The sequence below is a fragment of the Pseudomonas sp. UBA3153 genome (assembly GCF_002364635.1).
Classification (GTDB): Bacteria; Pseudomonadota; Gammaproteobacteria; order Pseudomonadales; family Pseudomonadaceae; genus Pseudomonas_O; species Pseudomonas_O kuykendallii.
The window spans coordinates 27,829-44,004 of the sequence record NZ_DEYR01000063.1; the positions used below are offsets into that span (position 1 = coordinate 27,829).

Sequence of the window (16,176 nt, forward strand, 5' to 3'; positions counted from 1 at the left end):
CATGCACGCACTATCCAAAGCGGCCGCAGACGACAACCTCGCCGAGTACGTTACGGCGATGATGCACAGGGCCAGACAGGCCATGGAGGTATTCGCCGATGCCGATCAGGCGCGCGTCGACGAAGCGGTCACCGCAGTCGCCTGGGCCTTGTACAAGCCCGAAAACGCCCAGCACCTCGCCCGTCGCGCCGTCGAAACCACCGGCATCGGCCGGGTCGACAGCAAGATCATCAAGAACCAGCGCAAGACCTTCGGCGCCCTGCGCGATCTGCTCAGGGTGAAATCCGTCGGCGTCATCGAGGAGCTGCCCGAACGCGGCCTGGTGAAGTACGCCAAGCCGGTTGGCGTGGTCGTCGCCATCACCCCCTCCACCAACCCGTCCGCGACCCCGGTGAACAAGACCATGTTCGCCATCAAGGGGCGCAATGCGATCATCATCTCGCCTTCGCCGTCCGGCGACGATGTCACCGTTGAGACGGTGGACCTGGTGCGCGCCGAGTTGCGCAAGATCGGCCTGCCGGAAGATCTGGTGCAGGTGCCGGACATGCCGCCGTCCAAGGCACTCACCGCCGAGCTGATGCGCCAGGCCGACCTGATCGTCGCCACCGGTTCGCAGAACAACGTGCGCCAGGCCTACAGCAGCGGTACGCCGGCGATCGGCGTCGGGGCTGGCAACGTGCCGGTGATCATCGACGAGAGCGCCCGAATGGACGAGGCGGCGGAAAAGATCTGCGCCTCGAAGACCTTCGACAACTCCACCTCCTGCTCCTCGGAAAACGCGCTGGTGATCCTCGACGCCGTCTACGACCAGGCGATGGCGGCGCTGCACAAGGCCGGTGGCTACCTGGCCAGCGCCTCCGAAGCCGAGGCGATCCAGGAAAACCTCTGGCAGCACGGCAAACTCAACCGCGACCTGATCGCCCGCGACGCAGATGTCTTCGCCACCCGCATCGGGCTGCCGGACGCGGCACGGGGTTCGAAGTTCTTCATGGTCGAGCAGCAGGGCATCGGCCCCGGCTACCCGTTCTCCGGAGAAAAGCTTTCGCTGGTACTGAGCGTCTATCGCGCCCGCGATTTCGATGACGCCTGCCGCCTGGTGCAAACCCTGCTCGCCCACCAGGGCCGTGGCCATTCCTGCGGCATCCACACCCAGGACCTCGACCGGGCGCGCCAGCTCGCCGAGCAGACCGACGTGGTGCGGGTGCTCGTCAACCAGGCGCACACCTTCGGCAATGGCGGAAGTTTCGACAACGGGCTGAATTTCACCCTGAGCATGGGCTGCGGCACCTGGGCCGGAAACAGCATCAGCGAGAACCTCAACTACCGGAACTTCATCAACGTCACCCACCTGGTCCAGACCATTCCCAAAGACGAGCCGACGGCGGAGGAACTGTTCGGTTCCTATTGGTCCCGGTACGGCAAATAGGAGCGAATCATGGATTTCGTCGAATACGCGGGTAAGCAGATCCTGGCCGACGCGGGGCTCGCCATACCCCGAGGCATTCACTGCACGACGGCCGAGGACGTGGTTGATGCGGTGCGCATCCTCGGCCCCAGCGCGATCAAGGCACAGGTGCCGATCGGCAAGCGCGGCAAGGCCGGCGGCATCAAGCTGGTCGGCGATGAGACCGAGGCGCGCAGCGCCGCCGGACAGATACTCGGCATGAGCATCGGTGGGTACAGGGTTCCCAGCGTGCTGGTCGAGCAGAAGGCGGCGATCAGCCGCGAGTTCTATGCCGCGGTGATGAACGACACCGCCGCGCGCCAGCCGCTGGTCCTGTTCTCCGCCGAGGGCGGGATGGACATCGAGGAACTGGCGGAGAGTCGGCCGGAGGCGATCTGCCGGATCGCCGTGGATATCGAGAAGGGCCTGGATGCCCGCCAGGTCGGCGCCGCGCTGGCGGCGGTCGACCTCGGTGCGCAGCGCGACGCGGTCGCGGAGCTGCTGGTGCGCCTCTATGAGGTCTATCTGCAGCGCGATGCCGAACTGGTTGAAATCAACCCGCTGGCGGTATTGGCCGATGGTTCCCTGGTGGCGCTGGACTGCAAGTTCCGTATCGACGATTCGGCCGGCTTTCGCCAGACCGAGCAGCTGGCGCAGGGCACGCCGGAGCCGCGCAGCGCACTGGAGCAGCGCGGCGCAGAACTGGGCTTCAAGTACATCGAGCTGGACGGCGAGGTCGGCCTGCTGGCCAACGGTGCCGGGTTGACCATGACCACCATGGACGTTATCGCCCACTGCGGAGGCCGTGCGGCGAACTTCCTGGAAATCGGCGGCGACGCCTACACCAAGGCGACGCCGGCCCTGGAACTGGTGCTGGCCAATCCGAAGGTGAAGAGCCTGGTGGTGAACTTCTGCGGGGCCTTCGCACGCACCGACGTGATGACCCAGGGCGTGGTGGACGCCTGGGCGACGCTGCGGCCGACGGTGCCGGTGTTCTTCTCGATCCACGGCACCGGCGAGGAGGAAGCGGTGGCGATCCTTCAGCAGCACCTGGGTATCGAACCCTATGACCGGATGGAAGACGCGGTACAGGCCGCGGTGGAGGCTGCCCGATGATTCTGAGAAAACAGCATAGCGTTCTGATCCAGGGGATCACGGGCCGTCAGGGCCGTTTCTGGAGCGCCAAGATGCAGGAGTACGGCACCCGTATCGTCGGCGGGGTCAATCCCAAGCAGGCCGGTGAGACCTGCTGCGACGTACCTGTGTTCGCGTCGGCCAGAGAGGCAGCCGATGAACTGGGCGGCATCGACATGTCGGTGATGTTCATTCCACCAGTGTCGGCCAGGGACGCCGCCATCGATGCCATCGAGGCCGGGGTTCGCCAGCTGGTGGTGCTCACCGAGCACATTCCCTCGCAGGACGTGATGCGCATCCATGCCGCCGCGCGTCACCACGGCACACGCATCGTCGGGCCGAACACCGCGGGCATCGTCACGCCCGGCGAGGCGTTCGCCGGGATCATGCCGGCCTTCAATCGGCGCGTATTCATGCCCGGCGACATCGGCGTGATCTCGCGCTCCGGCAGCCTTGGCACGCTGATTTGCCTGAACCTGGTGAATGCCGGTTTCGGCCAGTCCGCGTTTCTCGGCATCGGCGGGGACCCGATGCTTGGCACGACCACCGTCGAGGCGCTGCGTGCGCTGCAGGCCGACGAGCGCACGCGGGCCATCGTCATCGTCGGCGAGATCGGCGGCGCGATGGAGGAGGAGGCTGCCGACGCGCTGCGCGAGGTCGGCAAGCCGGTGGTCTCCTTCATTGCCGGCCGCGCCTCGCCACCGGGCAAGAAGATGGGGCACGCCGGCGCCATCGTGATGGGCAACCAGGGCAGCTACCGCTCCAAGCGCGAACGCCTGGAAGCCGGCGGGGCGCAGGTGGTCGATACCCCCGGCCAGATCGCCGACGCGCTGCGGCAGGCGCTGGCCAGCGCATGAACCAACGTCTGCAAGGAGATCGTTGAACGGAGTCAGCAACCGGGGAAACCCTCGCCCCGATCGGCCTGAAGATCAATAACAAGACAGGCGGGACCGTGCATGCGGTTCCCGCGCAGGAGAATACCGATGCCCGCTGAAAGCAACCGCTTCACCGTCATTCCACGTCCTGCCTCCTCTTCCCCGCAACGAACGCCATTGCCCCGTCGCCTGCGTCTGCTATGGGCGACGTTCGCGGCCGCACTGATCGGCGCGTCCAGCCATGCGCTGCTGCCGCCACCCTTGCAGGACAGTCCCTCGCACCAGCCTTGAGTTGTAACCCGGCGCCTGCGCGCGCCGGGTGTTCCCGGCTTTTTCTTTCGGCACTCACAGGTGAAAACAACAATGAACACCACACCTACCTCGGCGGCCGTAGGGCCGCGCGTGAAGAATCCTGCTACCCACACCGGCCTCGACGGCTTCCGCGGTCGCGTGCGCGGGCGGGTCCTGCTGCTGCTCTGCGCGATGTACTTCATTACCTACGTCGACCGGGTGAACATCGCCACCGCGGCGCCGTTCATCAAACATGACCTGGGGCTTTCCAACAGCGAGCTGGGCATGGTGCTCTCGGCCTTCGCCATCCCCTATGCGTTCTTCCAGATCTTCGGCGGCCTGCTCGGCGACCGTTTCGGCCCGCGCAAGGTGCTCACGGTGGTCGGCATCATCTGGGCGATCGCCACCGCCGCCACCGGCTTCTCGATCGGCCTCGCCTCGCTGTTCGCCGCGCGCCTGGCGCTGGGCTTCGGCGAGGGAGCGACCTTCCCGACCGCCACCCACGCCATGGCGAAATGGATGCCGCCGGATCGTCGCGGCTTCGCCCAGGGCATCACCCACGCCGCGTCGCGCCTGGGTAACGCCGTCACGCCGCTGCTGGTCGCCGGCTGCATCGCGCTCTACGACTGGCGCCTGAGCTTTTGGCTGTTCGGCGCCATCAGCCTGATCTGGGTGTTCTTCTGGAACCGCGAATTCCGCGATTCGCCCTCGGACCACCCCAAGATGACCCAGGCGGAGCTGGATGAACTGCCGCGGGAGCAGTGGAAGCACGAACACAAGCGCGTGCCCTGGCGGATGCTGCTCAAACGCATTCTGCCGGTGACCTTCGTCGACTTCTGCTACGGCTGGTCGCTGTGGGTGTTCCTCACCTGGATTCCGTCGTTCTTCGAGAAGAGCTACGGGCTGGACCTGAAGAATTTCGCGCTGTTCACCACCCTGGTGCTGTGCGCCGGAGTGGTCGGCGACACCCTCGGCGGCATGCTCTCCGACAGCCTCCTGCGCCGCACCAACAACCTCAAGCTCGCGCGCCGCACCAACCTGGTAGTCGGCCTGCTCGGTTCGCTGGTGTTCATCATGCCGGTGCTGTTCATCCACGACCTGTGGGTCGCGGCGATCTGCCTGTCGCTGTCGTTCTTCTTCCTGGAACTGACCAACGCGGTGCTCTGGGCCATACCTATGGATATCGCACCACGTCATTCCGGGGTCGGCGGCGGGCTGATGAACACCGGCTTCGGCATCGCCGGAATCCTCTCGCCGATGCTCTTCGGTTTCATGCTCGATCTCACCAGCAGCTGGACGATTCCGTTCGCGGTGTCCGCCACGCTGCTGTTCATTGGCGCCATGGTGTCGCTGGGGATCGATCCGCGACCGATGGCCGAGGAGCCGCAGCAGGCGCCCGCCTGATTCTCGCCCGGCGTCGGCGAGCGTGCCGGCGCCGGGCGTTTCCCGATAACCCGAACAAGGAGAAACAGATGGAACATGACCAGGCCGCACCGGCCCCGGACGCCTCGCGTCGACGCCTGCTGAAAGTCCTCGGAGTGGCGGGCGCCGGCGCGCTGGCCGGAGCCCCGGCATTGTCTGCGCTGGCCGCCGGCGCCAAGGTGACGCTGCCCTTCGATAACGGAGAGCGCGATCTGCTCAGCTTTCCGCAGAAGCGTCCGCTGATTGTGCTGACCAGCCGGCCGCCGCAACTGGAAACACCGTTCTCGGTGTTCAATCAGGGGCTGATCACGCCCAACGACGCCTTCTTCGTCCGCTACCACTGGGCCGCGCTGCCGACATCCATCGACCCGCAGGCCTACCGGCTGAAGGTCGGCGGCAAGGTCGAGACGCCGCTCGAGCTGTCCCTGGACGAGATAAAGAAGCTGGCCGATCCGGTCGAGGTGGTGGCGGTGAACCAGTGCTCGGGCAACAGCCGCGGGCACTTCCAGCCACGGGTGAATGGCGGCCAGCTGTCCAATGGCGCGATGGGCAACGCGCGCTGGACTGGCGTGCCGCTCAAGGCGCTGCTGGACAAGGCGGGCGTACAGGCCGGCGCGCGGCAGGTGGCGTTCAACGGCATGGACAAGCCGCCGCTGGGCAACGGGCCGGACTTCATCAAGGCGCTGGACCTGGACCACGCGCTGGACGGCGAGGTGATGCTCGCCTGGGCGATGAACGGGGAGGATTTGCCACTGCTCAACGGTTACCCGCTGCGCTTGGTGGTGCCCGGCTATTACGGCACCTACTGGGTGAAGCACCTCGACGATATCCAGGTGATCGACGGGGTGTTCGATGGGTTCTGGATGAGCAAGGCCTATCGTATTCCCGACAATGACTGTGGTTGCGTGCCGCCCGGCACCGCGCCGGAAAAGACCATTCCGATCAATCGCTTCTCCATCCGCTCGTTCATCACCAGCCTTCAGGACGGAGAGAGGGTGCCGGTCGGACGCGCGACCGAGGTTCGCGGCATCGCCTTCGACGGCGGCTATGGCATCACCGAGGTGGCGTTTTCCGCCGACGGCGGCGCGTCCTGGCAGAAAGCCCGGCTGGGCAAGGACCTCGGTCGCTATTCGTTCCGCGAATGGACGGCTAGCTTCACGCCGCCCAGGCAGGGCGACTATGCGCTGAAAGTGCGCGCGCTCAACCGGATAGGCCAGCAGCAGCCGCTGGAAGCGCAGTGGAACCCCGCCGGCTACCTGCGCAACGTGGTGGAAACCACCCGGGTGGTGGCCGCATGAGGAGTACCGCCATGAGATCACGATTCCTCGTCGCGCTGGCATTCGTATCCGCCTGCACGCCGCTGACCGCTACCGCGTTACAGGTCGAGCTGCCGGCGGAAACCGCCAGGTACGTGGCCAGCGATTTGCCGGGCTATCAACTGGTGCAACAGAACTGCCTGATCTGTCATTCGGCGCAGTACGTCCTGACGCAGCCGCGAACGTTGCCACGCAGCTACTGGGAGGCCACCGTCGGCAAGATGAGCAAGGTCTTCGGGGCCCCCTTTCCCGAGCAGGACACCGCCGCCATGGTGGATTACCTGAGCAAGACCTACGGCGCGGAACGCCCGACACCTGCAGCACCCTAGAGCGGTGGCAGTAGCGTAGGCCGACATGCGGCATCGGCGCGCAGAGGGCGTCTGCCAATAGGACCGGCGCCCCGAGCCCGAGCGGCCAGACGTCCTGCCGACCGCCGCGGGCCCCGCGTTTGGCGCAGATGAGGTCTTGCGTACGGCCGCGCGCAATGGACAAAAAAACCGTAACTCTTGTTGCGAATCAAGTGCAGTTGCCAGTGGCATGCCCGTATAATTCTGCCGCGAATCTTCGACGACGAGAGGAACGGCTAGATGACGGTACGGTTTTCCACGGCACTGACACGGCTTTGCAGCGCAAGCGTCCTGAGCATCGGCCTGTCCGCCGCCACGGGCGCCTGGGCCGACGATCCGGTCACGCTGACGCTCTATAACGGCCAGCATGAAGCGACCGGCGTCGCCGTCGCCGAGGCCTTCGAGAAGAAGACCGGAATCAAGGTTCAGATTCGCAAGGGTGGCGGTGGCCAGTTGGCCAACCAGATCGCGGAAGAGGGTTCCCGCTCGCCCGCCGACCTCATCTACACCGAGGAAGCGCCGCCGCTGATCAAGCTGGCCAATCAGGGGCTGCTGGCGAAAGTCGACGACGCCACCCTGGCGCAGATCGACCCGCAATTCTCCGACAAGAATGGCAACTGGCTGGGCATCACCGCCCGCGTCCGCGTCATGGCTTACAACCCCAAGGAAATCAGCGAGCAGGACCTGCCCGCCAGCTTGCTGGACGTCGCCGGCCCCGAGTGGAGCGGCAAGATCGGCTTCGTGCCGAGCAGCGGCGAGTTCCTCGGTCAGGTCGCGGCGATCATCAAGCTCAACGGCCGCGAAGCCGCCGAGGACTGGTTGACCGGCCTCAAGGCGTTCGGCGCCACCTACACCAACAACGTGGTGGCGATGAAGGCGGTGGAGAACGGCGAAATCTCCGCGGCGCTGATCAACAGTTATTACTGGGCGGCGCTGAAGAAGGAAAAGGGCGAGCTCAACACCAAGCTCTACTACTTCGACAACGGCGATGCGGGCGGGCTGGTCAGCGTGTCCGGCGCGGCCGTGGTGAAAGCCAGCAAGCATCCGAAGGAGGCCCAGCAGTTCCTCGAATTCATGGTCAGCGAGGAAGGCCAGAAGGCCATCCTCAGCAAGTCGGCCGAGTACCCGATGAACAGCAACGTGCCGGCCGATCCGCTGCTCAAGCCGTATAGCGAACTGCGCCCGCCGAAACTGACCGCGTCCGACATCGGCCTGGCCGAGGACGCCCTCGAACTCGAACGCGAAGTCGGGCTGAACTGAACATGCAGGTCGAAGCGGCGGATGGCCTGGCGACTCCCGTGAGCGTCCGCGCGGTGTCGCGCCATCGGGCGCCGCCGTTCTGGCTGCAGGTGCCGGTGCTGCTACTGGTGCTGGTGGCGGCGCTGCCGCTGTTCTACGTCGCGGTCAAAAGCTGGGAGTCCGGCTGGCACGCCGCCTGGCAACTGCTCTGGCGACCCTTCGTCTTCGGTCTGCTGGCCAACACCCTGAAACTGATGGTGTTGGTCACCGTCGGCTGTGCGCTGCTCGGTTTGCTGCTGGCCTGGTGCATCGAGCGCAGCGACCTGCGCGGCAGCCGCCAGTGGAACGTGCTGCTGTGCCTGCCGTTCGCCATTCCCGCCTTCGTCAGCGGTTTCACCTGGATTTCCATCAGCCCGATGTTCGAGGGCCTGGGCGGCACCGTACTGGTGATGATCCTGTCGAAGTACCCGCTGATCTACCTGCCGGTGGCGGCGACCCTGCGCAGCCTCGATCCGGCGCTGGAAGAATCGGCGCGGATGCTCGGCTACAGCCGCGCCCAGGTGTTCTGGAAAGTAACCCTGCCACTGCTGCGGCCGACCCTGTTCGGCACCAGCCTGCTGGTGGCCCTGCACATGCTGGTGGAGTTCGGCGCGCCGTCAATCATGCGCTACCAGACCTTCACCACGGCGATCTATCAGCAGTTCGAGCTGGAGTTCAGCAACACCAACGCGGCGATGCTTTCGGCGTTGCTGCTGGCGTTGTGCATGGTGCTGCTGTGGCTGGAGTTTCGCCTGCGCGGTCGCGGCTACGCGCGGACCGGGCAGGGCGTGGCGCGGCGTTCGACGCCGGTGCGCCTGGGTCGTTGGGGCCTGCCGGTGCAGGCGATGATGCTGGGGCTGGTGGTGATCGGTTGTGGAACGCCGCTGGTGATGCTGGGTTTCTGGATCATCGAGGGCAGCTCGGCCAGTTTCCCGCTCATGAAAATTCTCGAAACGCTCGGCTCGTCGCTCTCGCTGGCTTTCGGTGGGGCGCTGATCAGCGTGCTGCTGGCGGTGCCGATCGGCCTGCTGGTGGTGCGTTATCGCGGCCGCCTGGCGACGCTCGGCGAGCGCCTGCCGGTGCTGCTGCACGCGCTGCCCGGCCTGGTCATCGCGCTGTCGCTGGTGTTCTTCTCGCTGCGCTACCTGCCGGCGCTGTACCAGACCACTAGCCTGCTGCTGATCGCCTACGCGCTGCTGTTCATGCCGATGGCGCAGTCGCCGATCCGGGTGGCGCTGGAGAAAGCCTCGCCGCAGCTGGAAGAGGCCGCACGTACGCTCGGCTACACGCAATTGCTGGCCTTCCTCAAGGTGACCCTGCCGATCATCTTCCCGGCCATCGCTGCCGGCTTCGTGCTGGTCTTCCTCGATACCATGAAGGAGCTGACCGCCACGCTGGTGCTCGGCCCCACCGGGCTGGACACGCTGGCGACGGCCGTCTGGTCGCACACCGGCAACCTCGAGTACGCGGCGGCGGCGCCTTACGCGGCGCTGATCGTGCTCTGCTCGGGCCTGCCGGTCTATCTGATGACCACCCGCGCCTATCGCGGGCGGAGCAGCGATGCGCGCTGAGTCGGCGTTCGCTGTCGATCCCCGTTTTTCCGCCGATCGCCACTTGGCGCCGGCCTGCGAAGCCTGCCCGGACGCCGCGGCGGGTCGCCTGCATCCACGCCTCCGTCAGAGTGGCGGCCACGGCAATCGCTCCCGCGACTGCTGCATGCCCGGTGTGTCAGCGACGTCCTTCTGACTGGAGTTTCGAACATGTCCTTCACCCGTAGACAGATTCTTGGCGGCCTCGTCGGCCTTGGTGTGGTCGGTCTCGGCGCCGGTGGCGTGCGCTACTGGCTGGGCAAGCCGATGTTCGCCGACACCCACGATTACGAGCTGATCGCCGCGCCGGTCGACCTCGAGCTGGTCGCCGGGCACACCACACCTGCCTGGGGCTACAACGGCCAGGCGCCGGGCATGGAGCTGCGCGTGCGCCAGGGCGACTGGCTGCGGGTGCGCTTCATCAACCAGCTGGAGCAGGACACCACCATTCACTGGCATGGCATGAGAATCCCGCTGGAGATGGACGGCGTGCCCTACCTGTCGCAGCTGCCGGTGAAGAAGGGCGAGTACTTCGACTACCGCTTCCTGGTCAAGGACGCCGGCAGCTACTGGTATCACCCGCACACCAGCAGCAGCGAGCAGCTCGGCCGCGGGCTCGTCGGCCCGCTGATCGTCGAGGAGCGCGAGCCGAGCGGTTTCCAGCACGACCACACCCTGGTGCTGAAAACCTGGCACATCGACGAGGAGGGCGCGTTCACCGCCTTCAGCGTGCCGCGCGAGGCGGCCCGCGAGGGCACCCGCGGACGCCTGACGACGATCAACGGCAAGCCGGCGCCGACCCTCGAGCTGCCTTCCGGCCAGGTGGTGCGCCTGCGTCTGCTGAACCTCGACAATACCGTCACCTACCGGCTGAACATGCCGGAGGCCGACGTGCGTATCTATGCGCTGGACGGCCACCCGGTCGAGCCGCGCCCGCTGGGCAAAGAATACTGGCTCGGGCCTGGCATGCGTATCGACCTGGCACTGAAGGTGCCGGAGGCCGGCGTCGAGTTGCCGCTGCGCAACGGCCCACTGCGCCTCGCCACCTTCAAGGGGCTGGCCAGCGAGCAGCCGGCCGGCGAATGGCCCGCGGCGCTGCCGGCCAACCCGGTTCCGGAGCCGGACCTGGAAAAGGCCGAGACCATCGGCTTCAACTTCGAGTGGTCGGCGACGCTGGCCAAGCCCAACGACAAGGGCCCAGCGAAGTACTGGCAGATCAACGGCCAGGCCTGGGACATCAGCGACAAGACCTGCACCGACCGGCCGATCGCCACGTTGAAAAAGGACGGGCACTACATCTTCGAGCTGCGCAACATGGCCCAGTACCAGCACCCGATCCACCTGCACGGCATGGCCTTCAAGGTGATCTCGTCGAACCGGCGCAAGATCATCCCGTACTTCACCGACACCTTCCTGCTGGGCAAGAACGAGACGGCGCGCGTGGCGCTGGTGGCCGATAATCCGGGAACCTGGATGTTCCATTGCCATGTCATCGATCACATGGAAACCGGCCTGATGGCCGCCATCGCCGTGGTGTGAGCCGCCCATGAAGAACCCGATCATCGTCGACCGCAGCCAGGACCAACGCTTCATGGGCGAGGCCCTGGCGCTCGCCGCACAGGGCGCGGCCCTCGGCGAGGTGCCGGTGGGCGCGCTGCTGGTGCGGGACGGCGAGGTGATCGGCAGCGGTTTCAATTGCCCGATTTCCCGTCACGACCCCAGCGCCCACGCCGAGATGGTGGCCATCCGCGCCGCCGCCGAGGCCGCGCAGAACTACCGGCTGCCCGGCAGCACGCTGTATGTGACGCTGGAGCCGTGCAGCATGTGCGCCGGTTTGATCGTGCACGCCCGCATCCAGCGCGTGGTGTTCGGCGCCAGCGAACCCCGCGCAGGCATGGTAGTGAGCCGCGGCCAGTTCTTCGACCAGGCCTTCCTCAACCACCGTGTGCTGGTCGAGGGCGGGGTGCTGGCCGAGGAGTGTGGCGAGGTGCTGAAGGCGTTTTTCAAGGCGCGGCGCAAGTAGCAGGCGGATACTTCGGATGGCTCGCCCCAGGGGACAAGCGAATCCGCGTTTTACAGGTCAGCCAGTACAGGCTCAGCAGTCATGCCATTGATAAAAACAGGGATGTTTGCGGTAGGAGCACTGCTGAGCGCGTCCGCTCAGGCGGCGGAGCGCCAGATTTACCTGGTGGCCACGGCGCAACTGGACGGCTCCAGTCTGGCGCAGAGCATTTTCCTGCATGAGCCGCAGATCACCGAGTTGCAGGGCTGTCTCGATGCCGTGCGCAAGGGGCAGCGCGAGCGCGACTGGCAGCAGTATCACCATATCTTCCGGCGCGATGTGTTCAAGGGCTTCACCGGCCATATGCGTTACCGCTGCGTTTACAGCGATCTGCAGATCAGTGGCTGGTACGACAAGATGCGTTACAACCAGCCCTATCTGATCAGCATCGATGATGATTCGGTGCTGAGCGTCAGCCGCTCTCCGAGCCAGGCGCAATGCTCCACGCAACTGCGCGCCCTACCTGCCGAGCAACAGGTGCAGAGCTTCTGCGCCATGGGCAACCAGACCGTCGCCCGTTGAGTCGTTTGTCAGCGAGCGCGCTGGAAAACCAGGCTGACTTTGGCGCCACCAGGGCGCTGGAAGCGTTCGATCATGCGCTCGCCTTCTACCTCCATGCGCAGTTCCCGGGTGGTGCGCACGTCGCCGGTCCAGTTCGGGAAGGAGGAGCCTTCCACGGTGTTGCCACTGAAGTTGCCCAGGGCATCGACGGTGTAGCGTCCGTACAGCGCGAGGCTACCGGCCATCACGGCGCGGTTCTCCGCGTCGGTACCGCCGCCCCGCTCATTGGATTGAAAGCGTGGGATGCGCGGGTCGTGCAGAAACTCCACAAAGTACAGATCCGGCGTAAATACCAACCGGCCCTGCGGTTCGGGGCCGTAGGGATAGGACGTCACGCCGTCGTTCTCCACCGTGGCGGCGATCAGGTTCCAGGTGCCGGCCACCTTGTTCGGCACCCCGGCTGCCAGGCTGCTCGCCGCGCCCAGCAGCAGCGCCGCGGCGGCCAGGCGTATCGAGGGCGGGCTCATGTCAGCTCCCGTCGGCCGAGAAGGCCACATCACGCTGTGCTTCGAGCGATTCGAGTCGCTGGTTCAGGGCGGCGTGGATGTTTTCATAGGCGGTGCTGCCCAGGGGCAAACGTAGCGGTGGGTGAGGCATGTCGGCCGCCTGGATGATCGCCCCGACCGTGTTGGCAGCGTCGCCGCGAATCTCGAATTCGCCGCTGGCGATCATCGCGTGAACCTGGCCGGCCGGCGTGTCTCGGTAAGCGCCGGAAGGTGGCGCCAGGTCGATAGCGGCGGCGAAGTTGGTACGGGTCGGGCCCGGCTCGGCGAGGATGAAGTCGATTCCGAAGGGCGCGACCTCCTGGGCCACGGCTTCGACGAAGCCTTCGATCCCCCATTTGCTGGCGTGGTAGAGGCTGAAGCCGGGGTAGACGATCTGCCCACCCTCGGAAGACACCTGAACGATGCGCCCGCCGCCCTGGGCACGCAGGTGGGCCAGGCTGCGGCGGATCAGCTGGATCGAGCCCGTCAGGTTGGTGGCCAGCACCCGCTCGATCTGCGCGTCGCTTACCTCCTCGGCAGGGCCGACCAGGCCGTAGCCGGCGTTGCTGACGATCACGTCGATGCGGCCGAAGTGCTCGAAGGCATGGTCGATCACGCGGCCTATCTGCGCGGTTTCGGTGACGTCCAAAGCGAGCACCTGCAGGCGGTCGCCATATTGGTGTGCCAGTTCCCGCAGTGTTTCCTGGCGGCGTGCCGTGGCGATCACCCGATCACCGCGCTCCAGCAATCGGGCCGTCATGATCTTGCCGAGCCCGGACGATGCCCCCGTGATAAGCCAGGTCTTGTTCATGCTGTGCTCCTCGATCATTGCTTGAGGCATTCACTCTAATCAGATTTTTTGTTGTGATAATCGGCTTTAATTCGCATGAGCTGGTGAATGGAGATGAACAATGGGCAGGCCAACGTTAAGCGATCTCAGTGCCCTGATGGCGGTGGCGCAGCACCGCAGCTTTAGAAAAGCTGCGGATGAGCTGGGGATGTCCCGCTCCGCACTTAGCCACGCGATCGCCGCGCTGGAGCGCCAGCTGGGTGTGCGCCTGCTCCACCGCACCACGCGCAGCGTGGCGCCGACCGAGGCCGGCGAGCACTTCTTGCTGCGCCTGGCGCCGGTGCTGCAGGGCCTCGATCAGGCTATCGATGCGTTGACCGAAGAGGGCGGCCATCCCACCGGGACCCTGCGCATCAATGGTGGCGAGGAGGCCATGCGTGTGTTGCTCAGGCGCGTGGTGCCGGCCTTTCTGGAGCGCCACCCGCAGGTTTCGCTGGACCTGGTCAGTGACGGCCATCTGGTGGATATCGTGGCCGACGGTTTCGATGCCGGCATCCGGCTGGCCGAAGCCGTGCCCCAGGACATGATCGCCGTGGCTCTGAGCGGGGATTTCCGTTTTCTAGCCGTGGCATCGCCCGAGTACCTGGCCCACGCTGGACGGCCCGTCATGCCGGAGGATCTGCGAGCCCATCGCTGCATCCGCCAGCGCCTGCCCAGCGGCAAACTCTACCGCTGGGAATTCGAGCAGCGCGGGCAGGAAGTCACCGTCGATGTGCCGGGCAGCATGACCCTCAACCATACGCAATTGATGATCGAGGCGGCCGTGGCCGGGATGGGCATCGTCTATGTGCCGGACATGGCGGCGCAGCGCTGGCTGGAGGAGGGCAAGCTGGTCGCGGTCCTGGAGGACTGGTCACCGCCGGTGGGTGGATTGCGGCTGTATTACCCCAGTCACTGCCACGTTTCTGCGGCGCTGCGTGCGTTTATCGAAGTGATCAGGAGCGTTCGCTGACACGCGGATACTGTGGCTGGATGGGACCTTTAGAGCGGCGCCTTTTCCTGCTGAGCGGGCTGATCCTCGGCTATGCCCGGCACGTGCAGGCCGCTTTCGACGATCTGGTTGGATTCCATCTGCGGCTGGGTCACCCAGGTGAGGATGTCGTAGTAGCGGCGGATGTTGGCGACGAACTGCACCGCCTCGCCGCCGCGGGCGTAGCCGTAGCGGGTCTTGCTGTACCACTGCTTCTGCGCCAGGCGCGGCAGCATCTTCTTCACGTCCAGCCACTTGTTCGGGTCCAGCCCCTCGGCCTCGGCGAGCTTGCGCGCGTCGGACAGGTGGGCGATGCCGACGTTGTACGCGGCGAGCGCGAACCAGGTACGGTCGGGTTCGGTAAGGTCGTCGGCGAGGCCCTCGTGGATCTGCGCGAAGTACTTGCTGCCGCCGATGATGCTCTGCCGCGGGTCCAGGCGGTTGGCGACGCCCATCGCCTGGGCGGTGCCGAGGGTCAGCATCATCAGGCCACGCACGCCGGTCTTGGAGGTGGCATCGGGCTGCCACAGCGACTCCTGGTAACCAATCGCCGCCAGCAATCGCCAGTCGACCTTTTCCGTCTGCGCCGCCTTGCGAAAATGCTGCTCGTAGCGCGGCAGGCGCTGCTGCAGGTGCGTGGCGAAGGTGTAGGCGCCGACGTAGCCGAGCACGTCGACATGGCCGTAGTAGCGCTCCTTCAGGCGTTGTAGGGTGCCGTTCTTCTCTACCCGGCCGATGAACTGGTCCACCTCGTCGAGCAGGCTACGGTCGCCGCCGCCGGCCACCGCCCAGGCCAGGCTGCGCGCATCGCCGAGGTCGAAGGCCACGCGCACGTTGGAGAAATACACCTGGTTCATCGCCAGCTCGTTGGAATCGACCAGGGTCAGGTCGATCTGCCCCTCGTCGACCATCCGCAGCAGGTCGACCACCTCCACCGCGTCGGAGACCTCGTAGTTCAGCTCCGGATACTGCAGCTTCAGCTCGCCGAGCTGCTCGGCGTGGCTGCTGCCCTTGAGCACCAGGATCCGTTTGCCGATCAGGTCCTCGGGGCGGGTAGGGCGTTGCTGGCCGTTGCGGTAGATGACCTGCGGGGTGACGGCGAGGTAGGGCACGGAAAAGCTGGCCTGGCCCCGGCGGCCCTCGGTGGCGACCAGGCCGGCGGCGGCCAGCTCGGGGCCGGCGGGGTTGTTCAGGCGGATGAACAGGTCGTCGAGGTTGTCGGCGGTCTCGATCTGCAGCTTGACGCCGAGGTCCTCGGCGAAGCGCTTGACCAGCTCGTACTCGAAGCCGGTCTCGCCGTTGCGGTCTTCGAAGTAGGTGGCCGGGCTGTTGCGGGTGACCACCCGCAGCACGCCTTCATCCTTTATACGCTCGAGCGTCGACGGCCTGGGAGCCGGCGTGTCGTCGTCGCTGCAGCCCGTCAGCGACAGGACGATACCCGCCGCCAGGAGCCCGATGAGACAGCGTGTGCGCAACGCCAGGAATGAAAACATCGGCGCAGTATACGCAATGGCGTAGCGCCGCCATATCTGGACAGGCAGCAGGCGCTCTG

At 65.9% G+C, this 16,176-nt stretch carries 15 protein-coding genes; 12 read left to right on the forward strand and 3 right to left on the reverse strand.

The window, feature by feature from the left end; genetic code table 11:
• The first annotated feature begins 1 nt into the window (after window position 1).
• From sauS to B2X67_RS14645, 11 genes are all read left to right on the forward strand, one after another.
• The gene (sauS, locus tag B2X67_RS14595; protein WP_286785939.1) at window positions 2-1,426 is read left to right on the forward strand and encodes an acylating sulfoacetaldehyde dehydrogenase; all 1,425 of its coding nucleotides are present in this window, start codon (window positions 2-4) and stop codon (window positions 1,424-1,426) included.
• Between the two features lie 9 nt (window positions 1,427-1,435).
• Entirely contained in the window at window positions 1,436-2,560 is a 1,125-nt protein-coding gene (locus B2X67_RS14600) for a succinate--CoA ligase subunit beta (protein ID WP_286785940.1), read from the forward strand.
• Window positions 2,557-3,435: a succinate--CoA ligase subunit alpha gene (locus B2X67_RS14605; RefSeq protein WP_286785941.1), complete on the forward strand. Its 879-nt coding sequence runs from the start codon at window positions 2,557-2,559 to the stop codon at window positions 3,433-3,435. Before B2X67_RS14600 ends, B2X67_RS14605 begins: the two co-directional genes overlap by 4 nt.
• A gap of 381 nt (window positions 3,436-3,816) precedes the next feature.
• Window positions 3,817-5,148, forward strand: a complete 1,332-nt coding sequence (locus B2X67_RS14610; protein ID WP_282341257.1) for an MFS transporter — start codon at window positions 3,817-3,819, stop codon at window positions 5,146-5,148.
• A gap of 68 nt (window positions 5,149-5,216) precedes the next feature.
• Window positions 5,217-6,464: a molybdopterin-dependent oxidoreductase gene (locus B2X67_RS14615; protein WP_286785942.1), complete on the forward strand. Its 1,248-nt coding sequence runs from the start codon at window positions 5,217-5,219 to the stop codon at window positions 6,462-6,464.
• Window positions 6,465-6,475: 11 nt separating this feature from the next.
• On the forward strand, window positions 6,476-6,811 hold the full coding sequence (locus B2X67_RS14620; protein WP_286785943.1) for a c-type cytochrome: 336 nt from the start codon (window positions 6,476-6,478) through the stop codon (window positions 6,809-6,811).
• Window positions 6,812-7,069: 258 nt separating this feature from the next.
• Complete coding sequence (locus B2X67_RS14625; protein WP_286785944.1) at window positions 7,070-8,089, forward strand: iron ABC transporter substrate-binding protein; 1,020 nt, start codon at window positions 7,070-7,072, stop codon at window positions 8,087-8,089.
• A gap of 2 nt (window positions 8,090-8,091) precedes the next feature.
• Window positions 8,092-9,678: an ABC transporter permease gene (locus B2X67_RS14630; protein ID WP_286785945.1), complete on the forward strand. Its 1,587-nt coding sequence runs from the start codon at window positions 8,092-8,094 to the stop codon at window positions 9,676-9,678.
• 189 nt (window positions 9,679-9,867) lie between these two features.
• Window positions 9,868-11,235, forward strand: a complete 1,368-nt coding sequence (locus B2X67_RS14635) for a multicopper oxidase family protein (RefSeq protein ID WP_286785946.1) — start codon at window positions 9,868-9,870, stop codon at window positions 11,233-11,235.
• Between the two features lie 7 nt (window positions 11,236-11,242).
• The gene (gene tadA / locus B2X67_RS14640; protein WP_282341266.1) at window positions 11,243-11,719 is read left to right on the forward strand and encodes a tRNA adenosine(34) deaminase TadA; all 477 of its coding nucleotides are present in this window, start codon (window positions 11,243-11,245) and stop codon (window positions 11,717-11,719) included.
• Window positions 11,720-11,821: 102 nt separating this feature from the next.
• Entirely contained in the window at window positions 11,822-12,280 is a 459-nt protein-coding gene (locus tag B2X67_RS14645; RefSeq protein WP_282341268.1) for a hypothetical protein, read from the forward strand.
• A gap of 8 nt (window positions 12,281-12,288) precedes the next feature.
• Here the strand turns inward: B2X67_RS14645 and B2X67_RS14650 are convergent, their stop codons facing one another.
• Both B2X67_RS14650 and B2X67_RS14655 read right to left on the reverse strand, forming a co-directional pair.
• A complete protein-coding gene (locus tag B2X67_RS14650) occupies window positions 12,289-12,786 on the reverse strand; it encodes a lipocalin-like domain-containing protein (protein WP_282341270.1) in 498 nt (165 codons plus the stop codon).
• Window position 12,787: 1 nt separating this feature from the next.
• Window positions 12,788-13,633, reverse strand: a complete 846-nt coding sequence (locus B2X67_RS14655) for an SDR family oxidoreductase (protein WP_286785947.1) — start codon at window positions 13,631-13,633, stop codon at window positions 12,788-12,790.
• Window positions 13,634-13,715: 82 nt separating this feature from the next.
• Here B2X67_RS14655 and B2X67_RS14660 point away from each other — a divergent pair, with 82 nt between their 5' ends.
• Entirely contained in the window at window positions 13,716-14,606 is an 891-nt protein-coding gene (locus B2X67_RS14660) for a LysR family transcriptional regulator (protein WP_282341275.1), read from the forward strand.
• Between the two features lie 29 nt (window positions 14,607-14,635).
• Here the strand turns inward: B2X67_RS14660 and mltF are convergent, their stop codons facing one another.
• The gene (gene mltF, locus B2X67_RS14665) at window positions 14,636-16,117 is read right to left on the reverse strand and encodes a membrane-bound lytic murein transglycosylase MltF (RefSeq protein WP_282341277.1); all 1,482 of its coding nucleotides are present in this window, start codon (window positions 16,115-16,117) and stop codon (window positions 14,636-14,638) included.
• Window positions 16,118-16,176: the final 59 nt, after the last annotated feature.

Coding starts and splice junctions, on each gene's coding strand:
- B2X67_RS14650 (WP_282341270.1), bottom strand. CDS start 12,786: ATGAGCCCGCCCTCGATACGCCTGGCCGCCGCGGCGCTGCTGCTGGGC.
- B2X67_RS14610 (WP_282341257.1), top strand. CDS start 3,817: ATGAACACCACACCTACCTCGGCGGCCGTAGGGCCGCGCGTGAAGAAT.
- B2X67_RS14645 (WP_282341268.1), top strand. CDS start 11,822: ATGTTTGCGGTAGGAGCACTGCTGAGCGCGTCCGCTCAGGCGGCGGAG.
- B2X67_RS14635 (WP_286785946.1), top strand. CDS start 9,868: ATGTCCTTCACCCGTAGACAGATTCTTGGCGGCCTCGTCGGCCTTGGT.
- B2X67_RS14620 (WP_286785943.1), top strand. CDS start 6,476: ATGAGATCACGATTCCTCGTCGCGCTGGCATTCGTATCCGCCTGCACG.
- B2X67_RS14655 (WP_286785947.1), bottom strand. CDS start 13,633: ATGATCGAGGAGCACAGCATGAACAAGACCTGGCTTATCACGGGGGCA.
- B2X67_RS14615 (WP_286785942.1), top strand. CDS start 5,217: ATGGAACATGACCAGGCCGCACCGGCCCCGGACGCCTCGCGTCGACGC.
- B2X67_RS14660 (WP_282341275.1), top strand. CDS start 13,716: ATGGGCAGGCCAACGTTAAGCGATCTCAGTGCCCTGATGGCGGTGGCG.
- B2X67_RS14630 (WP_286785945.1), top strand. CDS start 8,092: ATGCAGGTCGAAGCGGCGGATGGCCTGGCGACTCCCGTGAGCGTCCGC.
- B2X67_RS14605 (WP_286785941.1), top strand. CDS start 2,557: ATGATTCTGAGAAAACAGCATAGCGTTCTGATCCAGGGGATCACGGGC.
- sauS (WP_286785939.1), top strand. CDS start 2: ATGCACGCACTATCCAAAGCGGCCGCAGACGACAACCTCGCCGAGTAC.
- B2X67_RS14600 (WP_286785940.1), top strand. CDS start 1,436: ATGGATTTCGTCGAATACGCGGGTAAGCAGATCCTGGCCGACGCGGGG.
- mltF (WP_282341277.1), bottom strand. CDS start 16,117: ATGTTTTCATTCCTGGCGTTGCGCACACGCTGTCTCATCGGGCTCCTG.
- tadA (WP_282341266.1), top strand. CDS start 11,243: ATGAAGAACCCGATCATCGTCGACCGCAGCCAGGACCAACGCTTCATG.
- B2X67_RS14625 (WP_286785944.1), top strand. CDS start 7,070: ATGACGGTACGGTTTTCCACGGCACTGACACGGCTTTGCAGCGCAAGC.